Source organism: Glutamicibacter sp. PAEs-4, from assembly GCF_051161755.1.
Lineage (GTDB): Bacteria > Actinomycetota > Actinomycetes > Actinomycetales > Micrococcaceae > Glutamicibacter > Glutamicibacter nicotianae.
The window spans coordinates 1,691,613-1,711,358 of sequence record NZ_CP195017.1 but is presented as its reverse complement, the minus strand read 5'-3'; the positions used below and the strand labels follow the sequence as shown (position 1 = coordinate 1,711,358).

The 19,746-nt window shown below is 61.5% G+C and carries 14 protein-coding genes and 1 pseudogene; 9 read left to right on the top strand and 6 right to left on the bottom strand.

The window, feature by feature from the left end:
- Nucleotides 1–2: 2 nt before the first annotated feature.
- On the top strand, nt 3–572 hold the full coding sequence (locus tag ACR9WD_RS08060) for a GNAT family N-acetyltransferase (protein ID WP_434923167.1): 570 nt from the start codon (nt 3–5) through the stop codon (nt 570–572).
- Here the strand turns inward: ACR9WD_RS08060 and ACR9WD_RS08055 are convergent.
- A pseudogene (locus ACR9WD_RS08055) lies at nt 569–1,503 on the bottom strand (dihydrodipicolinate synthase family protein). The gene ACR9WD_RS08060 and the pseudogene ACR9WD_RS08055 sit on opposite strands and share 4 nt — an antisense overlap.
- A gap of 292 nt (nt 1,504–1,795) precedes the next feature.
- The gene (locus tag ACR9WD_RS08050; RefSeq protein ID WP_434923166.1) at nt 1,796–2,356 is read right to left on the bottom strand and encodes a hypothetical protein; all 561 of its coding nucleotides are present in this window, start codon (nt 2,354–2,356) and stop codon (nt 1,796–1,798) included.
- Nucleotides 2,357–2,482: 126 nt separating this feature from the next.
- On the opposite strand from ACR9WD_RS08050, the gene pepN reads away from it, so the two are divergent.
- Entirely contained in the window at nt 2,483–5,131 is a 2,649-nt protein-coding gene (gene pepN / locus ACR9WD_RS08045) for an aminopeptidase N (RefSeq protein WP_434923165.1), read from the top strand.
- A 130-nt stretch (nt 5,132–5,261) separates the two neighbouring features.
- On the opposite strand, the gene ACR9WD_RS08040 is transcribed toward pepN, so the two are convergent.
- The gene (locus ACR9WD_RS08040; protein WP_434923164.1) at nt 5,262–6,317 is read right to left on the bottom strand and encodes a lipoate--protein ligase family protein; all 1,056 of its coding nucleotides are present in this window, start codon (nt 6,315–6,317) and stop codon (nt 5,262–5,264) included.
- Nucleotides 6,318–6,487: 170 nt separating this feature from the next.
- On the opposite strand from ACR9WD_RS08040, the gene ACR9WD_RS08035 reads away from it, so the two are divergent.
- Nucleotides 6,488–8,086: a DUF222 domain-containing protein gene (locus ACR9WD_RS08035; RefSeq protein ID WP_434923163.1), complete on the top strand. Its 1,599-nt coding sequence runs from the start codon at nt 6,488–6,490 to the stop codon at nt 8,084–8,086.
- Between the two features lie 431 nt (nt 8,087–8,517).
- On the opposite strand, the gene ACR9WD_RS08030 is transcribed toward ACR9WD_RS08035, so the two are convergent.
- Both ACR9WD_RS08030 and ACR9WD_RS08025 read right to left on the bottom strand, forming a co-directional pair.
- A complete protein-coding gene (locus tag ACR9WD_RS08030) occupies nt 8,518–8,775 on the bottom strand; it encodes a type B 50S ribosomal protein L31 (RefSeq protein ID WP_038991006.1) in 258 nt (85 codons plus the stop codon).
- A 146-nt stretch (nt 8,776–8,921) separates the two neighbouring features.
- Entirely contained in the window at nt 8,922–9,353 is a 432-nt protein-coding gene (locus tag ACR9WD_RS08025) for a TrmH family RNA methyltransferase (RefSeq protein ID WP_434923162.1), read from the bottom strand.
- Nucleotides 9,354–9,553: 200 nt separating this feature from the next.
- Here ACR9WD_RS08025 and ACR9WD_RS08020 point away from each other — a divergent pair, with 200 nt between their 5' ends.
- The 6 genes from ACR9WD_RS08020 to ACR9WD_RS07995 all read left to right on the top strand — a co-directional run bounded on the left by ACR9WD_RS08020 (nt 9,554) and on the right by ACR9WD_RS07995 (nt 18,147).
- Nucleotides 9,554–10,144: a recombinase family protein gene (locus ACR9WD_RS08020; RefSeq protein WP_434923161.1), complete on the top strand. Its 591-nt coding sequence runs from the start codon at nt 9,554–9,556 to the stop codon at nt 10,142–10,144.
- Between the two features lie 47 nt (nt 10,145–10,191).
- Entirely contained in the window at nt 10,192–11,736 is a 1,545-nt protein-coding gene (locus ACR9WD_RS08015) for an N-6 DNA methylase (RefSeq protein WP_434923160.1), read from the top strand.
- The gene (locus ACR9WD_RS08010) at nt 11,733–13,226 is read left to right on the top strand and encodes a type I restriction-modification system subunit M (protein WP_434923159.1); all 1,494 of its coding nucleotides are present in this window, start codon (nt 11,733–11,735) and stop codon (nt 13,224–13,226) included. Before ACR9WD_RS08015 ends, ACR9WD_RS08010 begins: the two co-directional genes overlap by 4 nt.
- Nucleotides 13,223–14,392 carry a restriction endonuclease subunit S gene (locus ACR9WD_RS08005; RefSeq protein WP_434923158.1) on the top strand — a complete coding sequence of 390 codons (1,170 nt, stop codon included), beginning with the start codon at nt 13,223–13,225 and terminating at the stop codon, nt 14,390–14,392. Before ACR9WD_RS08010 ends, ACR9WD_RS08005 begins: the two co-directional genes overlap by 4 nt.
- A complete protein-coding gene (locus ACR9WD_RS08000) occupies nt 14,392–17,328 on the top strand; it encodes a type I restriction endonuclease subunit R (protein WP_434923157.1) in 2,937 nt (978 codons plus the stop codon). Before ACR9WD_RS08005 ends, ACR9WD_RS08000 begins: the two co-directional genes overlap by 1 nt.
- A 141-nt stretch (nt 17,329–17,469) precedes the next feature.
- Entirely contained in the window at nt 17,470–18,147 is a 678-nt protein-coding gene (locus ACR9WD_RS07995) for a hypothetical protein (RefSeq protein ID WP_434923156.1), read from the top strand.
- Between the two features lie 610 nt (nt 18,148–18,757).
- On the opposite strand, the gene ACR9WD_RS07990 is transcribed toward ACR9WD_RS07995, so the two are convergent.
- Nucleotides 18,758–19,738, bottom strand: a complete 981-nt coding sequence (locus tag ACR9WD_RS07990) for a caspase family protein (RefSeq protein ID WP_434923155.1) — start codon at nt 19,736–19,738, stop codon at nt 18,758–18,760.
- Nucleotides 19,739–19,746: the final 8 nt, after the last annotated feature.

Below are 19,746 nucleotides of genomic sequence, written 5' to 3'. Positions count from 1 at the left end.
TGATGGAACTAGAAATCTTGCCTGCAGATGCCTCGCGCTGGGATGGCCTGGCACTCATCTTCGGTGTGCGGGGCGATCCCTCGTGGTGCAAATGCCAGTACTTCATCGATGAGCAATGGAACCGCGGCGCGGCCAGCAATGATACTGCCCTGCGCGAACAGGTCAGCGGCCCCGGCATTCCCGCCGGCCTGCTCGCCTATGCCGATGGCCAGCCGGCAGGCTGGGTGCAGGTCGGGCCCAGCGGGCGGTACCCGCGCTTCCGCCCCCGCGGGCACCAGGCCGGCGAATCCATCTGGGTGCTGACTTGTTTCGTTATCCGCCCCGAATTCCGCCGCCAAGGCATTTCGGCCCAGCTGCTGGCCGCCGCAATCGAGCATGCCCGCGCGAACGGCGCAAGCGTGCTGCGCGCCCGCCCCACCGATACCAGCATCAATGCCAAGGACAGTGCCGGACTGTTTACCGGTGTCCTGGCAACTTTCGAAGCCGCCGGCTTCACTGTCATCAACCGCAACAGGAGCCTGGCCCTGGTGGAATTGGACCTGGCGGAACTGGATCTGGCTCCGACTCGCTAGAGACTTGCCAGCCCCAACCGGTCGAGCATCAGCGCTAGCTGGGCGCGCTGATCCGGTTTCAGCCCCTGGACCGGCAACGGCAGGCAATCGGGCGCAGCCAATCCCTGACGCTCGGCGATGGCGGCGCTGACGCGCAGGCTGCCGCACTGCACGATCAGCTCCCACAGAGGTTGCAGGTCTTCATTGAGAGCCAGCGCCTTCGCGGGCTCACCCGCCTGCACCGCACGGGTGATCCCAAGCATCGGTACCGGGATCGTCCCGCCCACCGCGGTAAACCATGTATCGCACCCGGCGATCAGCCCGGCTGCCCCGAACGCATCGCCGGAGACGCCAATGCCGACGTGCTCGGGAAGAACCGCCCTGATCGCGGCGACATGCGCCCGCGCTTCTTCCGGATCTGCCGGAACCCCGGGAATCTTGATGGAAATGATCCCGGGCAACTGCGCGATCCGCCCGTAGAGCTGGTTGCTGAAGGTGAAATGGGTGGTTGACGGATTATCGTAGACGACCACTGGCAGCTCGCTGCGCCCGGTGGCTGCCCGGAACAGCTCGAAGACCTCGTCATCATCCAGCCGCTGGTAGCCCACCGGGGCGAGCAGCACTCCGGCCGCGCCGGCGCCCCGGCATCATCAATATGCGCCAGCACGTGCTCTGTGCGCATGGCGCCGACGCCGGCCAGCACCGGTATCCCGGCAGCGTGCTGCACTGCCAATCGGATGACGCGCTCGCGCTCTGCACGATCAAGGTACATGTACGAACCGGTCGAGCCCAGTACGGTGATCGAATCCACCCCGGCGGCAACCAGGCGCTGCACCAGTCCGATGAAGGCGGTCTGATCGAGCTGGCCGTCTTTCAACGGGGTGAGCGGGAAAGCGCTGAGCCCGCTCAAGGCGGTCAATGGCCGCTTGCCGGTGCTATCTGGCGAAGTCATCATGGGAAGTCCTTTTCGCTATGCTGGTTCCTTGATCCTACGTCCAGAAGGGTCCAGTCGGTGGAGTACGCGATCGACGATGCCTCACGTGGCTGGCGCCCGCGCTGTCGTCAAAGCACAGGGATGTCCTTTGCCATAAAAATCTTCGCAAGATTATGAGTAATTGGGTTGCTCATGATTATTCGACTGTCTTCCGGCGGATTGCGAGGCAGTGCTCGCGCTAAAAAAGAACGGCGGCTGCGGTGTTGGGCAGAATCTCCCAAACACCGCAGCCGCCAGAATTCTTCGCCGGCTACAGCCCGTCGACCTCGACCAGGCCGCGACGCGTAGGCACCGGGGCCACGTGCGTGCCGTTGGCCGCCACCCGCTGCACCGACAGCAAGCGTGGTGCTGGTCCATCCGCGGTCTGCAGGATCCACGGGCCGACCATCAGGTAGCCGCGGTCCTTCTCGGCTTCGGTGACCACCCCGGTCACCACGAAATCGCCGTATGGTTCCTGGCTGAAGGAAGCCACCACCAGATCGCCATGCGACAGCTCGGAAACCTCGATGTCTTCCGGAGCGAAATCGCCTTCGAAGACAGCAGGGAAGGCGCGCACGTCCTTGTCAGGCTGGCGCTGCATGATCTCGCCGCCCTCGGCGTCCTTGGCTTTCTTCTTCGCCGCGGCCGCGTTCAACCCGCCGACCATCACGTCATCGAGCACGGTCGCGTGCGCGGCCCCGGTAATCAAGAAGTTGCCGAAACGTTCGGTCTTGTAGAGCACCGATAGGACATCGCCGCCCTGGACCTCGCCGAAGGCCGCTTTCATGCCAGCTACGTCGCGCTTGGAAGGGCCTTTGATAAAGACGTCCACGGTTTTCTCCATCCTCACAGGTGTTTGCACAGACCCATCAAGCCTAGCGCAGGAAGGCCTGGCGCCGGAGAACCGTGGAAATCCAGTAAAAAAACCCTAAAGCATTCGTTTCACAGCTAAGCTGGGATGGTGGACACACTTCAACGCTATGCACCCAATGAAAACCTCAGGCGCGACGAAGCGGCCTGGCGCGCACGGAATATCGAATGGCACTTCGCCGAAGTCCAGCTCGACCTGGCCAATGCCGCCGACCGCAACGCCACCAGCTTCACCTCGATCACCACGCTGAACTTCAGCTCCAGGGAACCGGCGACCTTCATCGACTTCATCCACGAATCGGTGGCCGAGGTGCTGGTCAACGGCACCGCGATCGACCTGGACACAGCCGTGCTCGATGCGCGCATCTACCTCGATAACCTGCGCACCGATGCGCCGAACACCGTGAAGATCACCGGCCAGGCCATCTACTCGCGCTCCGGCGAGGGCCTGCACCGCTTCGTGGACCCGCAGGACGGCGAAACCTACCTCTACACCCAGTTCGAGCCTTCCGAGGCGCGCCGCGTCTTCGCCTGCTTCGAGCAGCCGGATCTGAAGACCAGCTACCGCTTCACGCTCACCGGTCCGGCCGACTGGCACCTGGCCAGCAACCAGCCGATCGTCGATGAGGTCGTGAACGGGGACGGCACCAAGACCGTCGCCTGCTCCCCCACACCTAAGATCTCCTCCTACATCACCGCGGTGCTGGCCGGCCCGTACCACGTGGTGCGCGGCGAGCACGTGCAGAAGCTGGCCGACGGCGAAGAGCTGTCCATTCAGATGGCCGCCACCTGCCGCGCGTCACTGGCCGAGCACTTCGACGGCGAGGAAATCATCAAGCTGACCAGCCAGGGCCTTGACTACTACCACGAGCTGTTCGACTACCCCTACCCGTGGGGCAAGTACGACTCGGCGTTCGTCCCCGAGTACAACCTCGGCGCCATGGAGAACCCGGGCCTGGTCACCTTCACCGAACGCTACGTGTTCACCTCGCACGCCACCGAAGGCCAGTACGAGCAGCGCGGCAACACCCTGATGCACGAGATGGCGCACATGTGGTTCGGCGACCTGGTCACCATGAAGTGGTGGGACGACCTGTGGCTCAAGGAATCCTTCGCCGACTACATCGGCACCCTAGCCAACGACGAGGCCACCGACTTCACCACCGCCTGGACCACCTTCGCCGCGCGCCGCAAGGCCTGGGCCTACGTCGCGGACCAGATGCCCACCACTCACCCGATCGTCGCCGACATCCCCGATTTGCTGGCAGCGGACCAGAACTTCGACGGCATCACCTACGCCAAGGGCGCGTCCGTGCTCAAGCAGCTGGCTGCCTTCGTCGGCGCCGATGCCTTCCGCGACGCCGCCCGCGCCTACTTCCGCAAGCACGCTTACGGCAACACCTCGCTGGATGACTTCCTCGAAGCGCTGGAAGCCGCCAGCGGCCGCGACATGGGCCAGTGGGCCGACGCCTGGCTGAAGACCAGCGGCGTGCCGAAGCTGCACGTCCAGTACGACACCGACGAGTCGGGCACCATCACCTCGGCCTTGCTGATCCAGTCGGGCACCGACCCGGTTACCGCAGCGCCGATCGCCCGCCCTCATGTGCTCTCCGTGGGCGCCTATGAGCTGAAGGAGGGCAAGCTGCGGCGCACCGATTCGGTGCAGGTGGAGCTGGCAGGCGAACAGGTGGCCCTGGACTTCCTCATCGGACGCAAGGTCCCTGACCTGCTGCTGCCCAATGACGGGGACGAGACCTACGCGCTGATCGAATTCGATCCGGTCTCGCGCGCCACCTTGCTTGGCCACCTTTCGGGGCTGACCGACTCGCTGCCGCGCGCCACCTGCTGGGCATCGCTGTGGGATGCGGTGCGCTCGGCCACGCTCGACGCGCAGAGCTATGTGCAGGCCATCCTGGATCACGCGCACACCGTCACCGATGCCGGCGTCTTCGGGGTGCTCACCGACCAGCTGGCCACCTCGATCGCCAAGTACGTGGCTCCCGAGCTGCGCGCCGGGCTGCGCCAGCAGGCAGCCGCAACGCTCACCGGATGGCTGACCGAATTCGAGGCCGGCAGCGACCAGCAGACCACCACCGCGCGCACCCTGGTCCGCCTGGCCCGCTCCGGCGTGGCCCCCGAGGTGCTCGATGCGTTCCTCGGCGAGCAGCCCAACGCCTACCAGGTCACCGTCGACGAGCAGCTGCTCTGGGGTTCCTACATCGCGCTGTCCGCCGCCGGCCGGCTCGATGAAGCCGCCGAAGCACGCATGCACGAGGCCGCCAAGGCCAACCCCACCAGCGTCGCGCAGAACTCGGTACGCACCGCACTGGCCGCCCGCCCGGACCCGCAGGCCAAGGACACCGCCTTCGATACCGTGCTGATGGCCCGCGATGAGCAGGGCGAACTGTCCAACGACGCCCTCTCGGCTACCGCGCTGGGCTTCACCCTGGGTTCGGCCGCACTGCTGGCCCCATTCGAGGAGCGCTACTGGGCCGCGATCCTGCCGGTCTTCGAGACCATGGGCATGGAATTCGCCACCCGCGTGATCGAGGGACTGTATCCAGGCCACCAGGATCTTCAGGGCTCCATCGAGCAGAACAAGGCGCTGGCCACAGCCACCACCTGGCTCGAACGCCACGAGGGCGCCCCGGCCGCACTCAAGCGCATCCTGCTGGAGGAACGCGCCGAGCTGCAGCGCTCGCTGCGGGCCCAGGCCTACAGCCGCGCCAGCCGCTAGCCGATAGCCGCTGGCGCTCCAAGCCGGCCCGCTGCTTCATCAAGCAGAGGGCCGGCTTTTTGCCGCCTGAAACGAAGCAAGGGCCCGTTCTCGATGCGGAATCGAGAACGGGCCCTTGGATCCTGCCGTCTTATGGAACGCGTGCGGTCCACTGCTCGGTGGCGAATTTGGCGGCCGCCAGCTCCTGCGCCGCTTGGCAGGATTCGGCATCCAGCTGTGCCGGCTTGGCACCGGTGCGCTTGGCGAAGGTGTCCATCATGACCTTGATGATCTCCATGCGTTCCAGCTGGGTCTGCGACTTCAGCGGATCAACGCGCTTGACCGCCGAGGCGATGCCCTTGTCGGAAATCTTCTCGCGGCCGATCCGCAGCACCTCGGTCATCTTCTGCGCATCGATGTCGTAGCTCATCGTGACGTGGTGCAGCATCGCGCCATTGGCCAGGCGCTTCTGCGCGGCCCCGCCGATCTTTCCGGCCGGGGTGGCGATGTCGTTCAGCGGCTTGTAGTGCGCCTTCAGCCCGATGCTTTCCAGCGCTTCCATCACCCATGCGTCCAGGAACGGGTAGGAGTCGGCAAAACTCATGCCGTCGACCAGGGACTCGGGCGCGTACAGCGAGTAGGTGATGCAGTTGCCGGCTTCCATGAACATCGCCCCGCCACCGGAAATCCGCCGCACCACCTGGATGCCGTGCTTTTCGGCCTGCTCGATGTCCACTTCGTTCTTGAGCGACTGGAAGGAACCAATGACCACGGCGCCTTCGCTCCAATCCCAGAAGCGGATCGTCGGCTTGCGCGTGCCCTTGGCGATTTGCCGGGTCAGCACCTCATCCAGCGCCACCTGCTCGGTGATGGGGATGATCTCCGGACCTAGGATTTCCCATTCGTGGTCTTCCCACTTGGTGGCATGGCCCAGCGCACGACGTACTACGCGCGCAACGGCGTCCTCGTCGAATCCGAACATCACGGCGTCTTCACGCAGGTTCTCGATCACCGCCGTGCGAATGGTGCTGTGGCTGGCATCGGTTGGCAGGCCGCGGATCGCATCGTTCAGGTCGTCGAGCGCGTCGTCCGGCTCCAGGAAGAAGTCGCCATTCAAGGACACTTCGGTGATCACGCCGTCGGCGGTATCCAAATCTACAACGACTAATTTGCCACCGACTACCTTGTATTCACCATGATGCATCATGTTTTCATTCTATCCCCGGCCACCCGCGAGTCGAATCCGGGCAGCGGTGGACTCGACGGTTCCCGGTCGACGAACACCCCAACGATAACAATCGAATAAATTTTCGAAAAGGCGTCCACAATCCGCGGATTTCCGGGCCAAAATGTCCGACCCCAGCCAGAGAATTAACTATGGCTATACCCGACTTCATCCAAGACGACGATGATGAGCATCGTCTGCCGCTGCTCCCGGCCGGCACCCGCACAGAATCCCACAAGGATTCTTTCTTCAGCGATCGCATCGAACATCAATTGTTCTATGGTCCTGTGAAACGCATGGCCGATGAGCTTTACGACGCGGGGCCGCTCAATGGCCCTCGCGACGCCCTTGAACGGCTGACAATGATCCAGCGCCTGCAGAGCAGCCTTGATGCGCTGACCTCAGTGCTGCTGGCCGACTCAGCCGAACAAGTCAGTGAATCTTTGGCCGATACCATTGCCACGCAGGACTCGAACACCGAGGAGGAGGAACGCGAAGCGCGACGAAGCGCAGAATACTACGGCATCGACCGTGGCAGCGATCAGGTGATCAACTCCAACCTCATCGCGGAAGCGTCCGTCGCCCTGCGCGAGAGCCCGCGCAAGGTAGCCAAACGCATGTTCCATGCCAAGGGACTCCGCTACGTTTGCAAGGACACTCTCATGGCCCTGGCCGCAGGCGAGATCACCGTTAAGGCTGCTCACGACATTGTGAAGTACGCACAAGACTTGCTCCCAGAGCAGATCAGCCAGATGCAACACCTCTTATTGCCCATGGCCAAGACAGCGTCGGATGACGCTATATACCAACGCGCGCGCCGATTCCATGACCGGATGCGCCCCGAGTCTGCCGAGCAAAGGCGCAAGAAGTCCGAGGAGCATCGCAGGCTTACGTTGCAGGATGACGAGAACGGAATGTCCACGCTCAAGTACTGCAACAGCGCCGCTGTGGTTCATTCAATCAAGAACTCCGTGAAATGGGTGGCTGACCAGCACAACGATCCGGAGGATCCCCGTACCCGGGAGCAAATAGAAGCCGATGCCTTTGCCGACATCATCCTCAATGGCTGGCCAGGCCATGAAGGCACACCCCTGAAACCTCGCGTATCCATTACTATTCCCGCGGTCGAGATGCTGGCAGATCCTTCCAGGACCGTGGCCGATCTGGAAGGCTACGGTCCCATTCCGCTGGGCGCCGCGCTGCAGTTGGCCAAGGATGCGCCTTCGTTCCAGCGAGTATTGACCGACCCGTGGACTGGCGCCGCAATAGATGTAGAGCGCAGGAGCTACCGCCCGTCCCAGGGCCTCAAGGATCTGCTGAGGAATCGAGATGAGCATTGCTGCTTCCCTGCCTGCCGCCGTCCAGCAGATCGCTCCGAGATTGACCATATTGACGACTGGGCCCATGGAGGGCACACGATCAGGGAGAATACCCAACTCCTGTGCAAGCAGCATCAAATGTTCAAACACGCATTGGGCTGGAAAGTTGTTGCTCGGCCCGATGGGTCAAAAATGTGGGTGACACCGCATGGCCTGAATTCCATTGTGGTTCCGGGCAGCGTAAAGCGCGTAGATCAGTTCGATCATGTGAGCGATCATTGCCCGGAGCGTCCCAGGGTCATCCCCTTGCCTCATGTCCGATTGACGCCCGAAGTGCGCAGGGTACTCGGGCTCAAGCCGCACATCGACATTCCGGAAAAGAGTCCAGTCACCGAACCCCCGCACATGGGCGGACAACGGGAAACAGGCTGAGTGCCCTAGCCCGGATGATCGATCTTGGGTGACAAACTTTTTCAGTCACCAGCAGCACCACACCACCCATGAACACCCTTCAGGCAGCCGCAATGGAGCCGGTTGCCCAGCTCGATGCGGCCAAAATCGATTCTTCGAGAGGCCAGCGCACACTTTTGCTGTCGCAGCCAGTAGACCTCTACGGCCTTCGCCTCATGAAGCGCCCTGCCTTCGCCACTGACAGAATTCTTCAGTCAGTCGCGTCTTCACCTGGCGATCAAGACACCTGGCGCGTCGCACGTTGCGTTCAACGGAGTCCCGCCGATTTTTCAGTGAGAACTTTTTTCAGTCATTGCAGGTCCGGCATCCGGTGATGGCCAGTCCGTTAAAGCAGCGACGGCGTGTTTCCAGAAACTGGAAACACGCCGCGAAAGCTTGCTAGGGGCGAAGTATTACTTCTTGCCGCCGAAGCCCTTGAAGCGGGCGTTGAAGCGCTCGACACGACCAGCGGTGTCCATGATGCGCTGCTTGCCGGTGTAGAACGGGTGCGAAGCTGCCGAGATTTCGACGTCGATTACTGGGTAGGTGTTGCCATCTTCCCATTCGATGGTCTTGTCCGACTTAGCGGTCGAACGGGTCAGGAACTTTTCGCCGGATGCCAGGTCGTTGAAGACAACTGGGCCGTACTGCGGATGGATATCAGCCTTCATAGCTATACACCTTTTTGTTTATGGCCACTGGATTTTGCCAGCAGCTACTTACTCGGAAATTGTGTCCCGCATTCAGGGCTCCACGTAGAAACCTCAAAGCACAGACAGTCCATCCTATCGCAAAATCGATGACTGCAGAAACGTTCTCAGCGTGGCGCGGAGCACAAATGCCAGAACGCAATTGCGCTTGCGGCACCAACATTCAGTGAATCCACATCACGGTGCATCGGGATGATGACGGCCCGGTCAACGGCGGCGAGAGCTTCATCGGTGACTCCCCTGCCTTCATTGCCCAATATCATCGCGACCTTCTGCCCAGCCTTGATCTCCACTTCGTTCAACGGGATCGCGTCATCGGTCAGTTCCATGGCGAGCATCTCATAGCCATGGTTCTTCAGCGTCTGGAGATCTTCTGGCCAGGACTGCATTCGTACCCAAGGAAGGTCGAAGACCGTACCCATCGAGACACGCGCGCTGCGCCGGTACCAAGGGTCAACGCATTTAGGGGTGAGCAGCACTGCGTCTACCCCGAGGCCTGAGGCCGAGCGGATAATTGCGCCGAGATTGGCGATGGTCATGAACCCTTCCGCACTAATCCACACCTATTGAGTGGGCCCACCATCATCCGCGCATCACCACGAGCACTAAATGTTTTCACAGGTCACACTGCATTGCAGTTCCCAAACAGTGGCCGACGCGGCCTATATGGTGTTCAATGAACCCATGCGCCACACCGCTCTTCCGTCGGACCTTGTTATCGGCAGGGGAGCTACTGAGAATGGCTCGTATCGGTCTCCTCCGCATTGGCGATGACCCCCACGATGTTCGATTACAGAAGGAAGCACTCGCTCCCCTTTGTTCAGACATCGTCGAGGAACCGGCATCCCGCCGACGACTCGTGCAGAATCGACCCGAGCTCCTCGCCGCACTGGCCAAGGTCGGCTCCGACGACATGCTCGTCGTCACCCGCACCCACAGCCTCGCCCAGCACACCGATGATGGCCTCGCAGTCCTCATCGACATCGTAGACCGCGGAATCACCGTCAAGGTCCTCACCGGCATCGCCGCCGGAGAATACACACGGGACTCCCTCGCCCTCGACTTATTCCGTGAACTCACCCTACTTCGCCGAGAGTTCCGGAGCCAACGCGTTAAAGCTGGCATCACGTCAGCCCGAAAACGGGGAAAGCACCATGGTCGGCCACGCACGATCAGTGATGAGAGTAGGCTTGAGATCAAGAGGCGACATGAACATGGCGAATCGATTCGCGCCATCGCTAAAGACGTCGGTGCGTCAATCGGAACCGTCCATAAGGTGCTGTCACATAGAATTAATCGCGGCAACCGTATCTACTCAGCCAAGAGCTGAGCGAAAATGGTTTCCGCGGCGCACTAGAACAATAATTGAGGAGACAGATGACCGAGGAAGAGGCGCGCGCAGCGGCGCTAGCGATGATGCCGCAGGGCGACCCCTTGACCCTTGCTGAGCTGGAGCAGTACCTCGCCGCTGCCGCCGACCTACTGCGCGGCAGCATCGACCAGGCCGACTTCAAGGCATACATCTTCCCACTCATGTTCTTCAAGCGAATCAGTGATGTCTACCTCGAGGAGTATGCCCAAGCGCTTGACGAGTCCGGTGGCGACCACGAGTTTGCCCTGTTCGCGGAGAATCACCGCTTCACAATCCCGCCAGGGAGCCTCTGGGACGACGTACGCGCCCACACCGCGAACATCGGCACGGCCCTTCAGACTGCCTTCCGCGAGATTGAGAAGGCCAACTCCGAGACGCTGTACGGCATCTTCGGCAACGCAAGCTGGACCAACAAGGATAAGCTGCCCGATCGCAAGCTCGCCGATCTCATTGAGCACTTCTCGAGTAAGGCGCTGACCAACGCCACTGTGCCGCCCGACGTGTTTGGCAACGCATACGAGTACCTCATAAAGAGGTTCGCCGACCAGTCGAACAAGAAGGCAGGTGAGTACTACACCCCTCGCTCGGTGGTCGGTCTACTCGTCAACATCCTCGACCCCACAGAGAGCGAAACCGTCTACGACCCGGCCTGCGGCACCGGTGGCATGCTGATCGAAGTAATCGAGCATGTGAAGGCCAACGGCGGCAGCCCCAAGACCCTGTGGGGCAAGCTCTACGGCCAGGAGAAGGTGCTCGCCACCTCTGCGATCGCACGGATGAACCTGCTGCTCCACGGCGTCGAAGACTTCAAGATCGTCCGCGAGGACACATTGCGCAGCCCCGCCTATTACACGGGAAACAACCTCGCGCAGTTCGACTGCGTGGTCGCGAATCCACCATTCTCGCTCAAGAACTGGGGCGAAGCTGAGTGGGTGTCCGACAAGTGGGGTCGGCACACGCTTGGTGGTGTCCCGCCTAAGGGGTATGCAGACTGGGCCTGGGTGCAGCACATGCTCACCTCGGCGAAGCCAAAGACGGGCCGTGTCGCGGTCGTTCTACCGCAGGGCGCGCTCTTCCGGCAAGGCGCTGAGGGAAGGATCCGCACCCACGTGCTGAAGGCGGACCTCGTCGACGCCGTCATTGGACTGGCACCTAATCTCTTCTACGGCACGGGCCTCGCCGCCTGCTTCCTGGTCCTTCGACAGGAGAAGCCCACGAACGAAAAGGGCAAAGTGCTCTTCATCAACGGCGAGGACCTGTTCAAGCGCGGACGCAACCAGAACACCCTCGAGCCCGAACACGCCCAGCAGATCCTCGAAGCCTATGAGCTCTACTCCGAGGTCGAGGGTCGCTCCCGTGTCGTCGACATGGCCGAGATCGAGAGCAACGACTACAACCTGAACATCCCGCTCTACGTGGCCCCACCCGACACCGGTAAGAAGCTCACGCTCACGGACGCTCTCACAAATCTCGAAACTGCTCACTACGAGTCGACTAAAACGCGTGCTGCGCTGGAGGCCGAGTTATCGAAATGGGGGCTGTCTGTATGAGCACCCGAATCACGCAGCGCGAGTTGGAGAATTACCTGTGGGGCGCAGCGATCGTACTCCGTGGTCTGATCGACGCCGGCGACTACAAGCAGTACATCTTCCCGCTTGTCTTCTTGAAGCGAATCTCCGACGTCTACGACGAGGAGCACGCCGCCGCAATGGAGGTGTACGACGACGAGGAGCTCGCCGGCCTGCCGGAGAACCACCGTTTCGCCATCCCTGACGGCTGCCACTGGGACGACATCCGCGGCGTGACGCAGAACATCGGCGCGGCACTCCTGCACGCCATGCGGGCCATCGAGAAGGCCAACCCCGACACTTTGCCCGGCGTCTTTGGCGACGGAGACTGGGGCAACAAGGACCTGCTCCCGGACTCGACGCTGGCCGACCTCATCGAGCACTTCTCCACCAAGACGCTCTCGATCGCCAACCTGCCCGAGGACGAGCTCGGCAACGGTTACGAATACCTGATCAAGAAATTCGCGGACGACTCCGGTCACACCGCGCAGGAGTTCTACACCAACCGCACACTCGTGCACCTGATGACGATGATGCTCGAGCCCCAGCCGGGTGAGTCGGTCTACGACCCCACATGCGGCACAGGCGGCATGCTCATCTCCACCGCCGCCGAGCTGAAGCGGCAGGGCAAGGAGTGGCGGAATTTGCGCCTCTACGGCCAGGAGCTCAATTACGGGACCTCGGCCATCGCGCGGATGAACCTGTTCCTGCACGGCATCACAGACGGCCACATCGCCCACGGTGACACCCTCAGCCGGCCGGCGTTCCTCGACGGCGCGGGCCATCTGCAGACGTTCGACGTCGTGCTGGCAAACCCGCCCTACTCCATCAAGGCCTGGAACCGTGCTGCATTCGCCAAGGACCGCTATGGCCGGAACGTCTGGGGCGTCCCGCCACAGGGACGTGCCGACTACGCGTTCTTCCAGCACATCGCCAAGAGTCTCGACCCCGATACGGGCCGCGCCGCGATCCTCTTCCCCCACGGGGTGCTCTTCCGGCGTGAGGAGTCAGCCCTGCGTGAAGCACTGGTGAAGTCCGACCTGATCGAATGCGTTCTCGGGCTCGGTGCCGGGCTGTTCTACAACAGCCCTATGGAGGCCGTGGTCGTCACGCTCCGCGCCACCAAACCCACCGAGCACCAGGGCAAGGTGCTGTTCATTAACGCCGTCAACGAGGTCGCTCGCGAACAGGCGCAATCGTTCCTCCGTGAGTCGCACCAACAGAAGATCCTGGACGCCTATCGCGCTTTCGGGCTACAGGACGGGTTCGCAGCAGTCGCCACTCTCGACCAGATCGCTGAGAAAAGCTACAGTCTCGCGCTTCCGTTGTACGTCGCCGGCGAATCCGCCAAGGAAGCAGACGGGCAATTTGACGTCAACGATGCGGTGACGCAGTGGCGAGCTGCCGCGCAGGTGTCGGATGAGGCAGTCGCTGACGTTCTCGCGCTGTTGCGATCGGAGGTGACCGCGTGAGGCTCAACCTCGACAAATCGCATTGGAAGCGGGTCGCCTTCGGCGACGTTGTTCGCAACGTCAGTGAGACCGTCCGTGATCTCGAAGCGGCCGGCATCGACCGCGTCATCGCGATGGAGCACATGGGCCCAGGCGAGCTGAAAATCAGCCGCTGGGGTTCAACAGAGGACGGCACCACCTTCACACGACGGGTGAAGCCCGGCCAAACGCTCTTCGGCAAGCGCCGCGCATACCAGCGCAAGGTCGCCTACGCCGAGTTCGACGCCATCTGCTCTGGTGACATCTACACCTTCGAGGCGGATGAGGCGCAGCTTCGCGGAGACCTGCTTCCGTTCCTAGTACAGTCGGACGGCTTCTTCGAGCATGCACTCGGCACATCAGCCGGCTCGCTGTCACCGCGTACGAACTGGCGTGACCTGAAGGACTTCGAGTTCGATCTCCCAGCACTCGACGAGCAGAAGCGTATCGCCGACCTCCTGTGGGCTGTCGAGCGAGCGGCGAACGCGCAGGTTGAACGGCGCGTCGCACTGAGCGGCGCACGACAGGCGTGGCTTGACCGCCAGATCGCTCAATTCGTGGCGTCCAGGACAGTCAATTTCGCCGAGGCATGGGCCCGGTCGCCTGAGAGCGGATACTCGTCGGCCCCGGTCGGCGAGGTCACCGGGCGCTATGTCCTTTCACTCTCCGCGCTCGGGCCCGAGGGCTACCGACCGGGGAACCTGAAGAACGTCCCGGACAGCGAGAGGGGCCGGGCTGCAGTACTTCGGCGCGGCGACCTCCTTGTGTCCCGAGCGAACACTGTGGATGCCGTCGGTAGGGTCGGCATCTACTCCGAGCATCGAGATGACGTTTCGTTCCCCGACACAATGATGCGACTGAGTCTTCGGGACGACGTCGCACCAGAGTTCGCTGCCGCCGTCATCGGTAGTACCCATGGACGGGCTCACATGCGTCGCTCAGCAGCAGGGAGCGCGACCAGCATGGTGAAGATCAACAGGACATCGCTTGGCCGCTTGCCGTTCCCCATCGTGGCAGTCGGGGAGCAAAGGATATTGCTAGAGCGCTTGTCCGTACTCGATAGAGGGATCGACACGGTGGACTCAGAAGTCCACCGGCTTTCGAACTTGAAGGCTGCGCTCCTCGCCGACGTATTCGGAGGCAACTAATGGCACAATTCAACGAAGCGAACTCGGTCCGCGACTTCATCCGCGACTTAGTCCAGTCTGTCGATGTCCCGTTCGTGCCGGGAAACGAGCTGCCGCGTCGTACCGACGAGGTGTTGCTGGAAGGCATGCTCAAGGGTGCGTTGATCCGCCTCAACCCGGAAATCGAGGCGGATCCGGCGAAAGCAGACGAAGTCATTTACAACCTCCGCGCGATCCTGATTGCGGCCCGCAACAGCCCGCATCCGGTGGTTGCCAACGAGGAGTTTATGACGTGGCTGACCGGGCAGAAGTCGATGCCGTTCGGTTCGAACGGTGAACACACCACGGTTCGGCTTATCGACTTCGACCATCCCGATGAGGACTCGTCGAACCAGTGGATCGTCTCGACCGAAGTGACGTTCAAGCAGGGGCGGCTGGAGAAACGGTTCGATCTGGTGCTGTGGTGCAACGGGCTGCCGCTGGTGGTTGGTGAGGCGAAGACGCCGATCCGGCCGGCGTACACCTGGATCGACGCGGCCGCGCAGATCCACGACGACTACGAGCAGAGCGTCCCGCAGTTCTTCGTGCCCAACGTGTTCTCGTTCGCGACCGAGGGTAAGGACTTCCGATACGGAACCATCGGTATGCCGATCGAACTATGGGGTCCCTGGAGGGAAGACCCAACAGCTGAAGATGCGCCGGCAAAGATCGGACTCGTCGCCGTCCAGGAGGCTGTCGAAGGTGTCCTCACTCCCCGAGCGGTGCTGGACTTCCTGCGGTTCTTCACGCTCTACGCGACAGACAAGAAGCACCGCAAGATCAAGATCATCGCGCGCTTCCAGCAGTTCCAGGCGACCAATCTGATCGTCGACCGAGTACTGCTCGGCAAGGTTAAACAGGGTCTGATCTGGCACTTCCAGGGATCGGGCAAGTCGCTCTTGATGGTCTTCACTGCGCTCAAGTTGCGTTCAATGGCCGAACTGACGAACCCGACAATCCTGATCGTGGTCGACCGCATCGACCTCGACACCCAGATCACGGGCACATTCAACGCCTCCGACGTTCCCGGACTGGTGTCCACGGACTCTCGTGCTCAGCTCCAGACGTTGCTGAGCCAGGGAGCACGGAAGATAATCATCACCACGATCCATAAATTCGGCGAGGCACCCGGTGTTCTCGACGCTCGGCAGAACATCATCGCGATGGTCGACGAAGCCCATCGCTCGCAGGAAGGCGACTACGGGCAGAAGATGCGTGAGGCCCTTCCGAACGCATACCTGTTCGGTCTGACCGGTACGCCGATCAACCGGCGCGACCGCAACACCTTCAAGTGGTTCGGCTCGCCTGAGGACGAGGGCGGCTACCTGTCTCGGTACTCCTTCCACGATTCGATCCGTGACGGCGCGACTCTCCCCCTGCACTTCGAACCCCGACTGTCGGAGATCCACATCGACCAGGAAGCGATCGACGCAGCCTTTGAGGAGCTCGCTGCCGACCGTGATCTGACCGAAAGCGACAAGATCACGCTGTCGAAGAAGGCTGCCTCAATCGAGGTACTGATCAAAACGCCCTCACGCATCGCGAAGATCGCCGCCGATATCGCCACGCACTTCCAGGAGAAGGTCGAACCGCAGGGTTTCAAAGCCCAGGTCGTCGCCTACGACAAGGCATCCTGCGTCGCCTACAAGAACGAGCTCGACAAGCACCTCGGGCCCGAGGCATCGACCATCGTCATGTCGAAATCCCGGGCGGACTCCCCGGACTGGGCTCAGTGGACTCCGGACGCCGACGAGGTGGAGCGGATCGTCGCGCGGTTCAATGACCCGACCGACCCACTCAAGATCATCATCGTGACGGCGAAGCTGCTGACCGGGTTCGATGCGCCGATCCTGTACTGTCAGTACCTCGACAAGCCGCTGAAGGAGCACACGCTGCTCCAAGCGATCACTCGCACGAACCGCGTGTATCCGCCCAACAAAACCCACGGGCTGATCGTCGATTACCTCGGCATATTCGACGACGTCGCCAAGTCGCTTACGTTCGACGAGCACAACGTGCAGCAGGTCGTCTCCAACATCGAGGACCTCAAGAAGCAGCTCGCCCCCGCGATGGCCACCGCAATCGCCTTCTTCCCCGGCGTCGACCGCACCGTTGGCGGGTACGAAGGCCTCGTCCAGGCACAGTCGGCCATCGCCGACGATGTTACTAAGGACGCGTTCGGAACGGCGTACAGCGTGGTGTCTCAGCTGTGGGAGGCCCTCAGCCCCGACCCGATGCTGGGCGAGTATCGCGATGACTACCGCTGGCTATCGGATGTCTACGAGTCGGTGCGCCCCTCGGATATCACGGGACGACTCGTGTGGCACTCGCTCGGAGCCAAGACGATCGATCTGATCAACGAGCACGTCGCCGTCGAGATCCCGCAGGGTGCCGACACTATTGTTCTCGATGCGCAGACGATCGAGGACCTGATGACAGGTAAGCGGAAGGACATCCCGGTCGAGGAGATCGAGAAGCAGATCACTACTCGCATCGCGCGGCACCTTAACAATCCCGTCTTCATCGAGCTCGGCCAACGGCTCAACGATCTGCGTGAGCGCTACGCCGACATCCAGCAGTCCAGCCTTGAGTTCCTACGCGAGCTGCTCGATCTCGCCCGAGACACCGTCGCGGCGGAAAAAGCAGCCGACGAGGTGCCCCGCGAAGAACAGGGCAAAGCAGCTCTCACCGAACTGTTCGATGCGCTTAGGGGCGACGAGACCCCGATCATCGTTGCGAACGTCGTCAACCGGGTTGACGAAGTCGTCTGTGGGGTTCGTTTTGAGGGCTGGCAGTCCACGATCCGCGGCGACCAAGAGGTCCGCAAGGCGCTTCGTAAGACTCTCTATGTCCAGTTCAAGATTCGCGACAACGACGTCTTCGAGAAGGCCCTCGGCTACGTCCGAGAGTACTACTGATGTTTGAACCTCCAGCATGCTCATCAAGCACGGACAGCCGGCGCTAATAGTTAATGTCCGTGAGCAACAGATGGGCCATCGCGAGCTCTATATGGTGCGAGCTGAATCTTCTCAATTCTGCAATGAAATGGAGTCTTAATCGTGAGTAACATTTCCGGTGCGAAGACAAGCCGCGAAGAAGAGATCGCGTTCTTAGCGATGGAGCAGGTTCTTGGCGTCGAAATCACCCTTGCGGATGCTGGCGGCGGCAGCAAGATGCCCGACGGTTCTTGGGAAACCCATACGGGAAGATGCATCGTGGAGGTGACCTCACCTCCTGCCACAGCTCTGATGGCTGAGTGGGCGCGAGCCAAGAAAGAGGGCAGGCCCCAGATAGAAAACGGGTCCATGCCAGTTCGCATGAACGATCTCGCTGCAGTCTGTAATGAACTGCTGGAATCCACATGGGCAATTGAGAACATCACGAAGCTCAGGGCCCAGCCAGCGAAGGAGCGGCACCTCTTCCTGTTCGCACGGAGCTACGACGTGGGCGACTACTTCTACCGTCTCTCCAACTCATATGAGGATGGGGCGATGGAGCAGGTTGAGGACATCACCCTCCCTGAGGGCATCTCAGACGTCTGGTTCCGTGGCCAGGCTCGTCGCGGCTCGGCCCAACAGCCGCATGCGACCTCTCTGTGGATAGCGCGGTTTCAAGCCGGGGTCGGATGGCATCGACATGTAGTAGTCATCGACGAGTTAGATCTGCCGTCTCCGGCTCCTGGAATAGCCGATGACCCCGTGCCAGCTGAGTTGCGGCATCCGAAAGACCGCACATAATCGCCGGTCGTTGTGGCGCGAGACAATTCGGTGTCTACGTGCGGTGACGACTCACCCGTCCCCTCGGTTCCGAGGATCAACACCAGGAGCTCATGTTCCTTGAGTTCGACGTCGTCAACGGATCTGGCCTCACTTGTCGCATTAAGCGCCGCAAAAGTGAATCCGGCCTCGCACAGGGCTGCAACAGCAGCGTCCCACTGGCCCAGCGGAATCCACCGCACCACGTTGAAGCGAATAAATGCGGCTCGTTTCAGACCGGACGACCTAAATGGAACCGACATGTTTCGTCATCAACGAGTTCCACTTCGGGACCATCGACACGAGCTTCACAAATGGGCCAGTAAGTCGATGATGCTGGGCAGGTACTTGCGCACTTGCTCCCGGTCGCTCTCTTTCTCCTGCTCGGACAATTCGTCATACGGCGTCTCGATCTGAGATTCCCACCGCGCTACCAGTTCCGCGGGTACGATTAGTGATCCGTCTTCCCGCCGCTCGCACTGCTGATGCACGTACCTTTGCCAGTGTGCCCACCGCTCGTGCTCGATCTCAGAAAGCCTATCCACCGCATGTTTACTCTCGAGGACCTCTCGGATCCGGATAAGTGAGCACATCAGATCAGGCCCTGCTTCACGAGGGACCAGTAGTGCTGGCCGAGGACGGTCAGCTCGCACTCCTTTGATTCCATCGCTGCGTGCCACATGTGAGGCGCTCCGACCGGGCGAACAAGGTTCACCTTCACCAACGCCTGCAGCACCGAGAAGTCCGCGGTCTTGGCAGGGTCAGGTGGTGGAGTTGAGGCTGGTTCCTTGCCCGACCGTTCGGGCTCATAGCCGGGATCGAGATGAAGCCGCGTGATGGGATCCTCGAACAGTACCGTGAGCTTCTGCAAGTGCGCTAGCTCGATCGGTGAGTCAGCCGTCCTGAGCGAGACGAACTTCTTAACGTTCGTCTTGAACACCGGCCGCTGCGCCCAGGGTCCAAGCGACTGGTCGATGTGCGCGTAGATGCTTCCGGGCGTCACCTCGCCAACGAGGTTGGCTGCCGCGCCGTTGAGTGCATCCACGAGCAAACTCGTAAATACGCCCGAACCGCCCGTCTCCATGGCATATTGATCAGCCGTGGACGCAGTCAGAATTGTGACGCCTTCCTGGATCTCTGCAACCTGCGCGTCGATGGGGTTGCTACCGGCGATTCCGCTATGGCAACTGTCAAGGATAATCACCTTGTTCTTCGCAGGCGACCTGTTGGCGTACGTCATCACGTCTGACAGCGACAGCCCGTCATGCCCGTCCGCGCAGTCGCTTGCGCACAGGTAACCGCCGGCCCCGTCGACGTAGCCGTGCCCGGAGAAGTAGAACATCGAGATCTCCGCGTCATCTTTGAACAGCTCTTCGACGGCATCACGCAGCTGGGTGCGTTTGACCGTCGCTCCTGGGCCAGTGCCGGTCAGCAGCAGCGGCTGCGTGAAATTGAGCGTGCCATCCGCATGACGATCCAGTACGTTCTTGACGCTGTGGGCGTCGTTCACCGCGCCTCTGAGCGAATCGATCTGGTCGTAGTGGTCGATCCCGACGATAAGTGCCTTACGCATGTAGGTAC

Coding starts and splice junctions, on each gene's coding strand:
- ACR9WD_RS08060 (WP_434923167.1), top strand. CDS start 3: ATGGAACTAGAAATCTTGCCTGCAGATGCCTCGCGCTGGGATGGCCTG.
- pepN (WP_434923165.1), top strand. CDS start 2,483: ATGGTGGACACACTTCAACGCTATGCACCCAATGAAAACCTCAGGCGC.
- ACR9WD_RS08040 (WP_434923164.1), bottom strand. CDS start 6,317: ATGATGCATCATGGTGAATACAAGGTAGTCGGTGGCAAATTAGTCGTT.
- ACR9WD_RS08035 (WP_434923163.1), top strand. CDS start 6,488: ATGGCTATACCCGACTTCATCCAAGACGACGATGATGAGCATCGTCTG.
- ACR9WD_RS08030 (WP_038991006.1), bottom strand. CDS start 8,775: ATGAAGGCTGATATCCATCCGCAGTACGGCCCAGTTGTCTTCAACGAC.
- ACR9WD_RS08025 (WP_434923162.1), bottom strand. CDS start 9,353: ATGACCATCGCCAATCTCGGCGCAATTATCCGCTCGGCCTCAGGCCTC.
- ACR9WD_RS08020 (WP_434923161.1), top strand. CDS start 9,554: ATGGCTCGTATCGGTCTCCTCCGCATTGGCGATGACCCCCACGATGTT.
- ACR9WD_RS08015 (WP_434923160.1), top strand. CDS start 10,192: ATGACCGAGGAAGAGGCGCGCGCAGCGGCGCTAGCGATGATGCCGCAG.
- ACR9WD_RS08010 (WP_434923159.1), top strand. CDS start 11,733: ATGAGCACCCGAATCACGCAGCGCGAGTTGGAGAATTACCTGTGGGGC.
- ACR9WD_RS08000 (WP_434923157.1), top strand. CDS start 14,392: ATGGCACAATTCAACGAAGCGAACTCGGTCCGCGACTTCATCCGCGAC.
- ACR9WD_RS07990 (WP_434923155.1), bottom strand. CDS start 19,738: ATGCGTAAGGCACTTATCGTCGGGATCGACCACTACGACCAGATCGAT.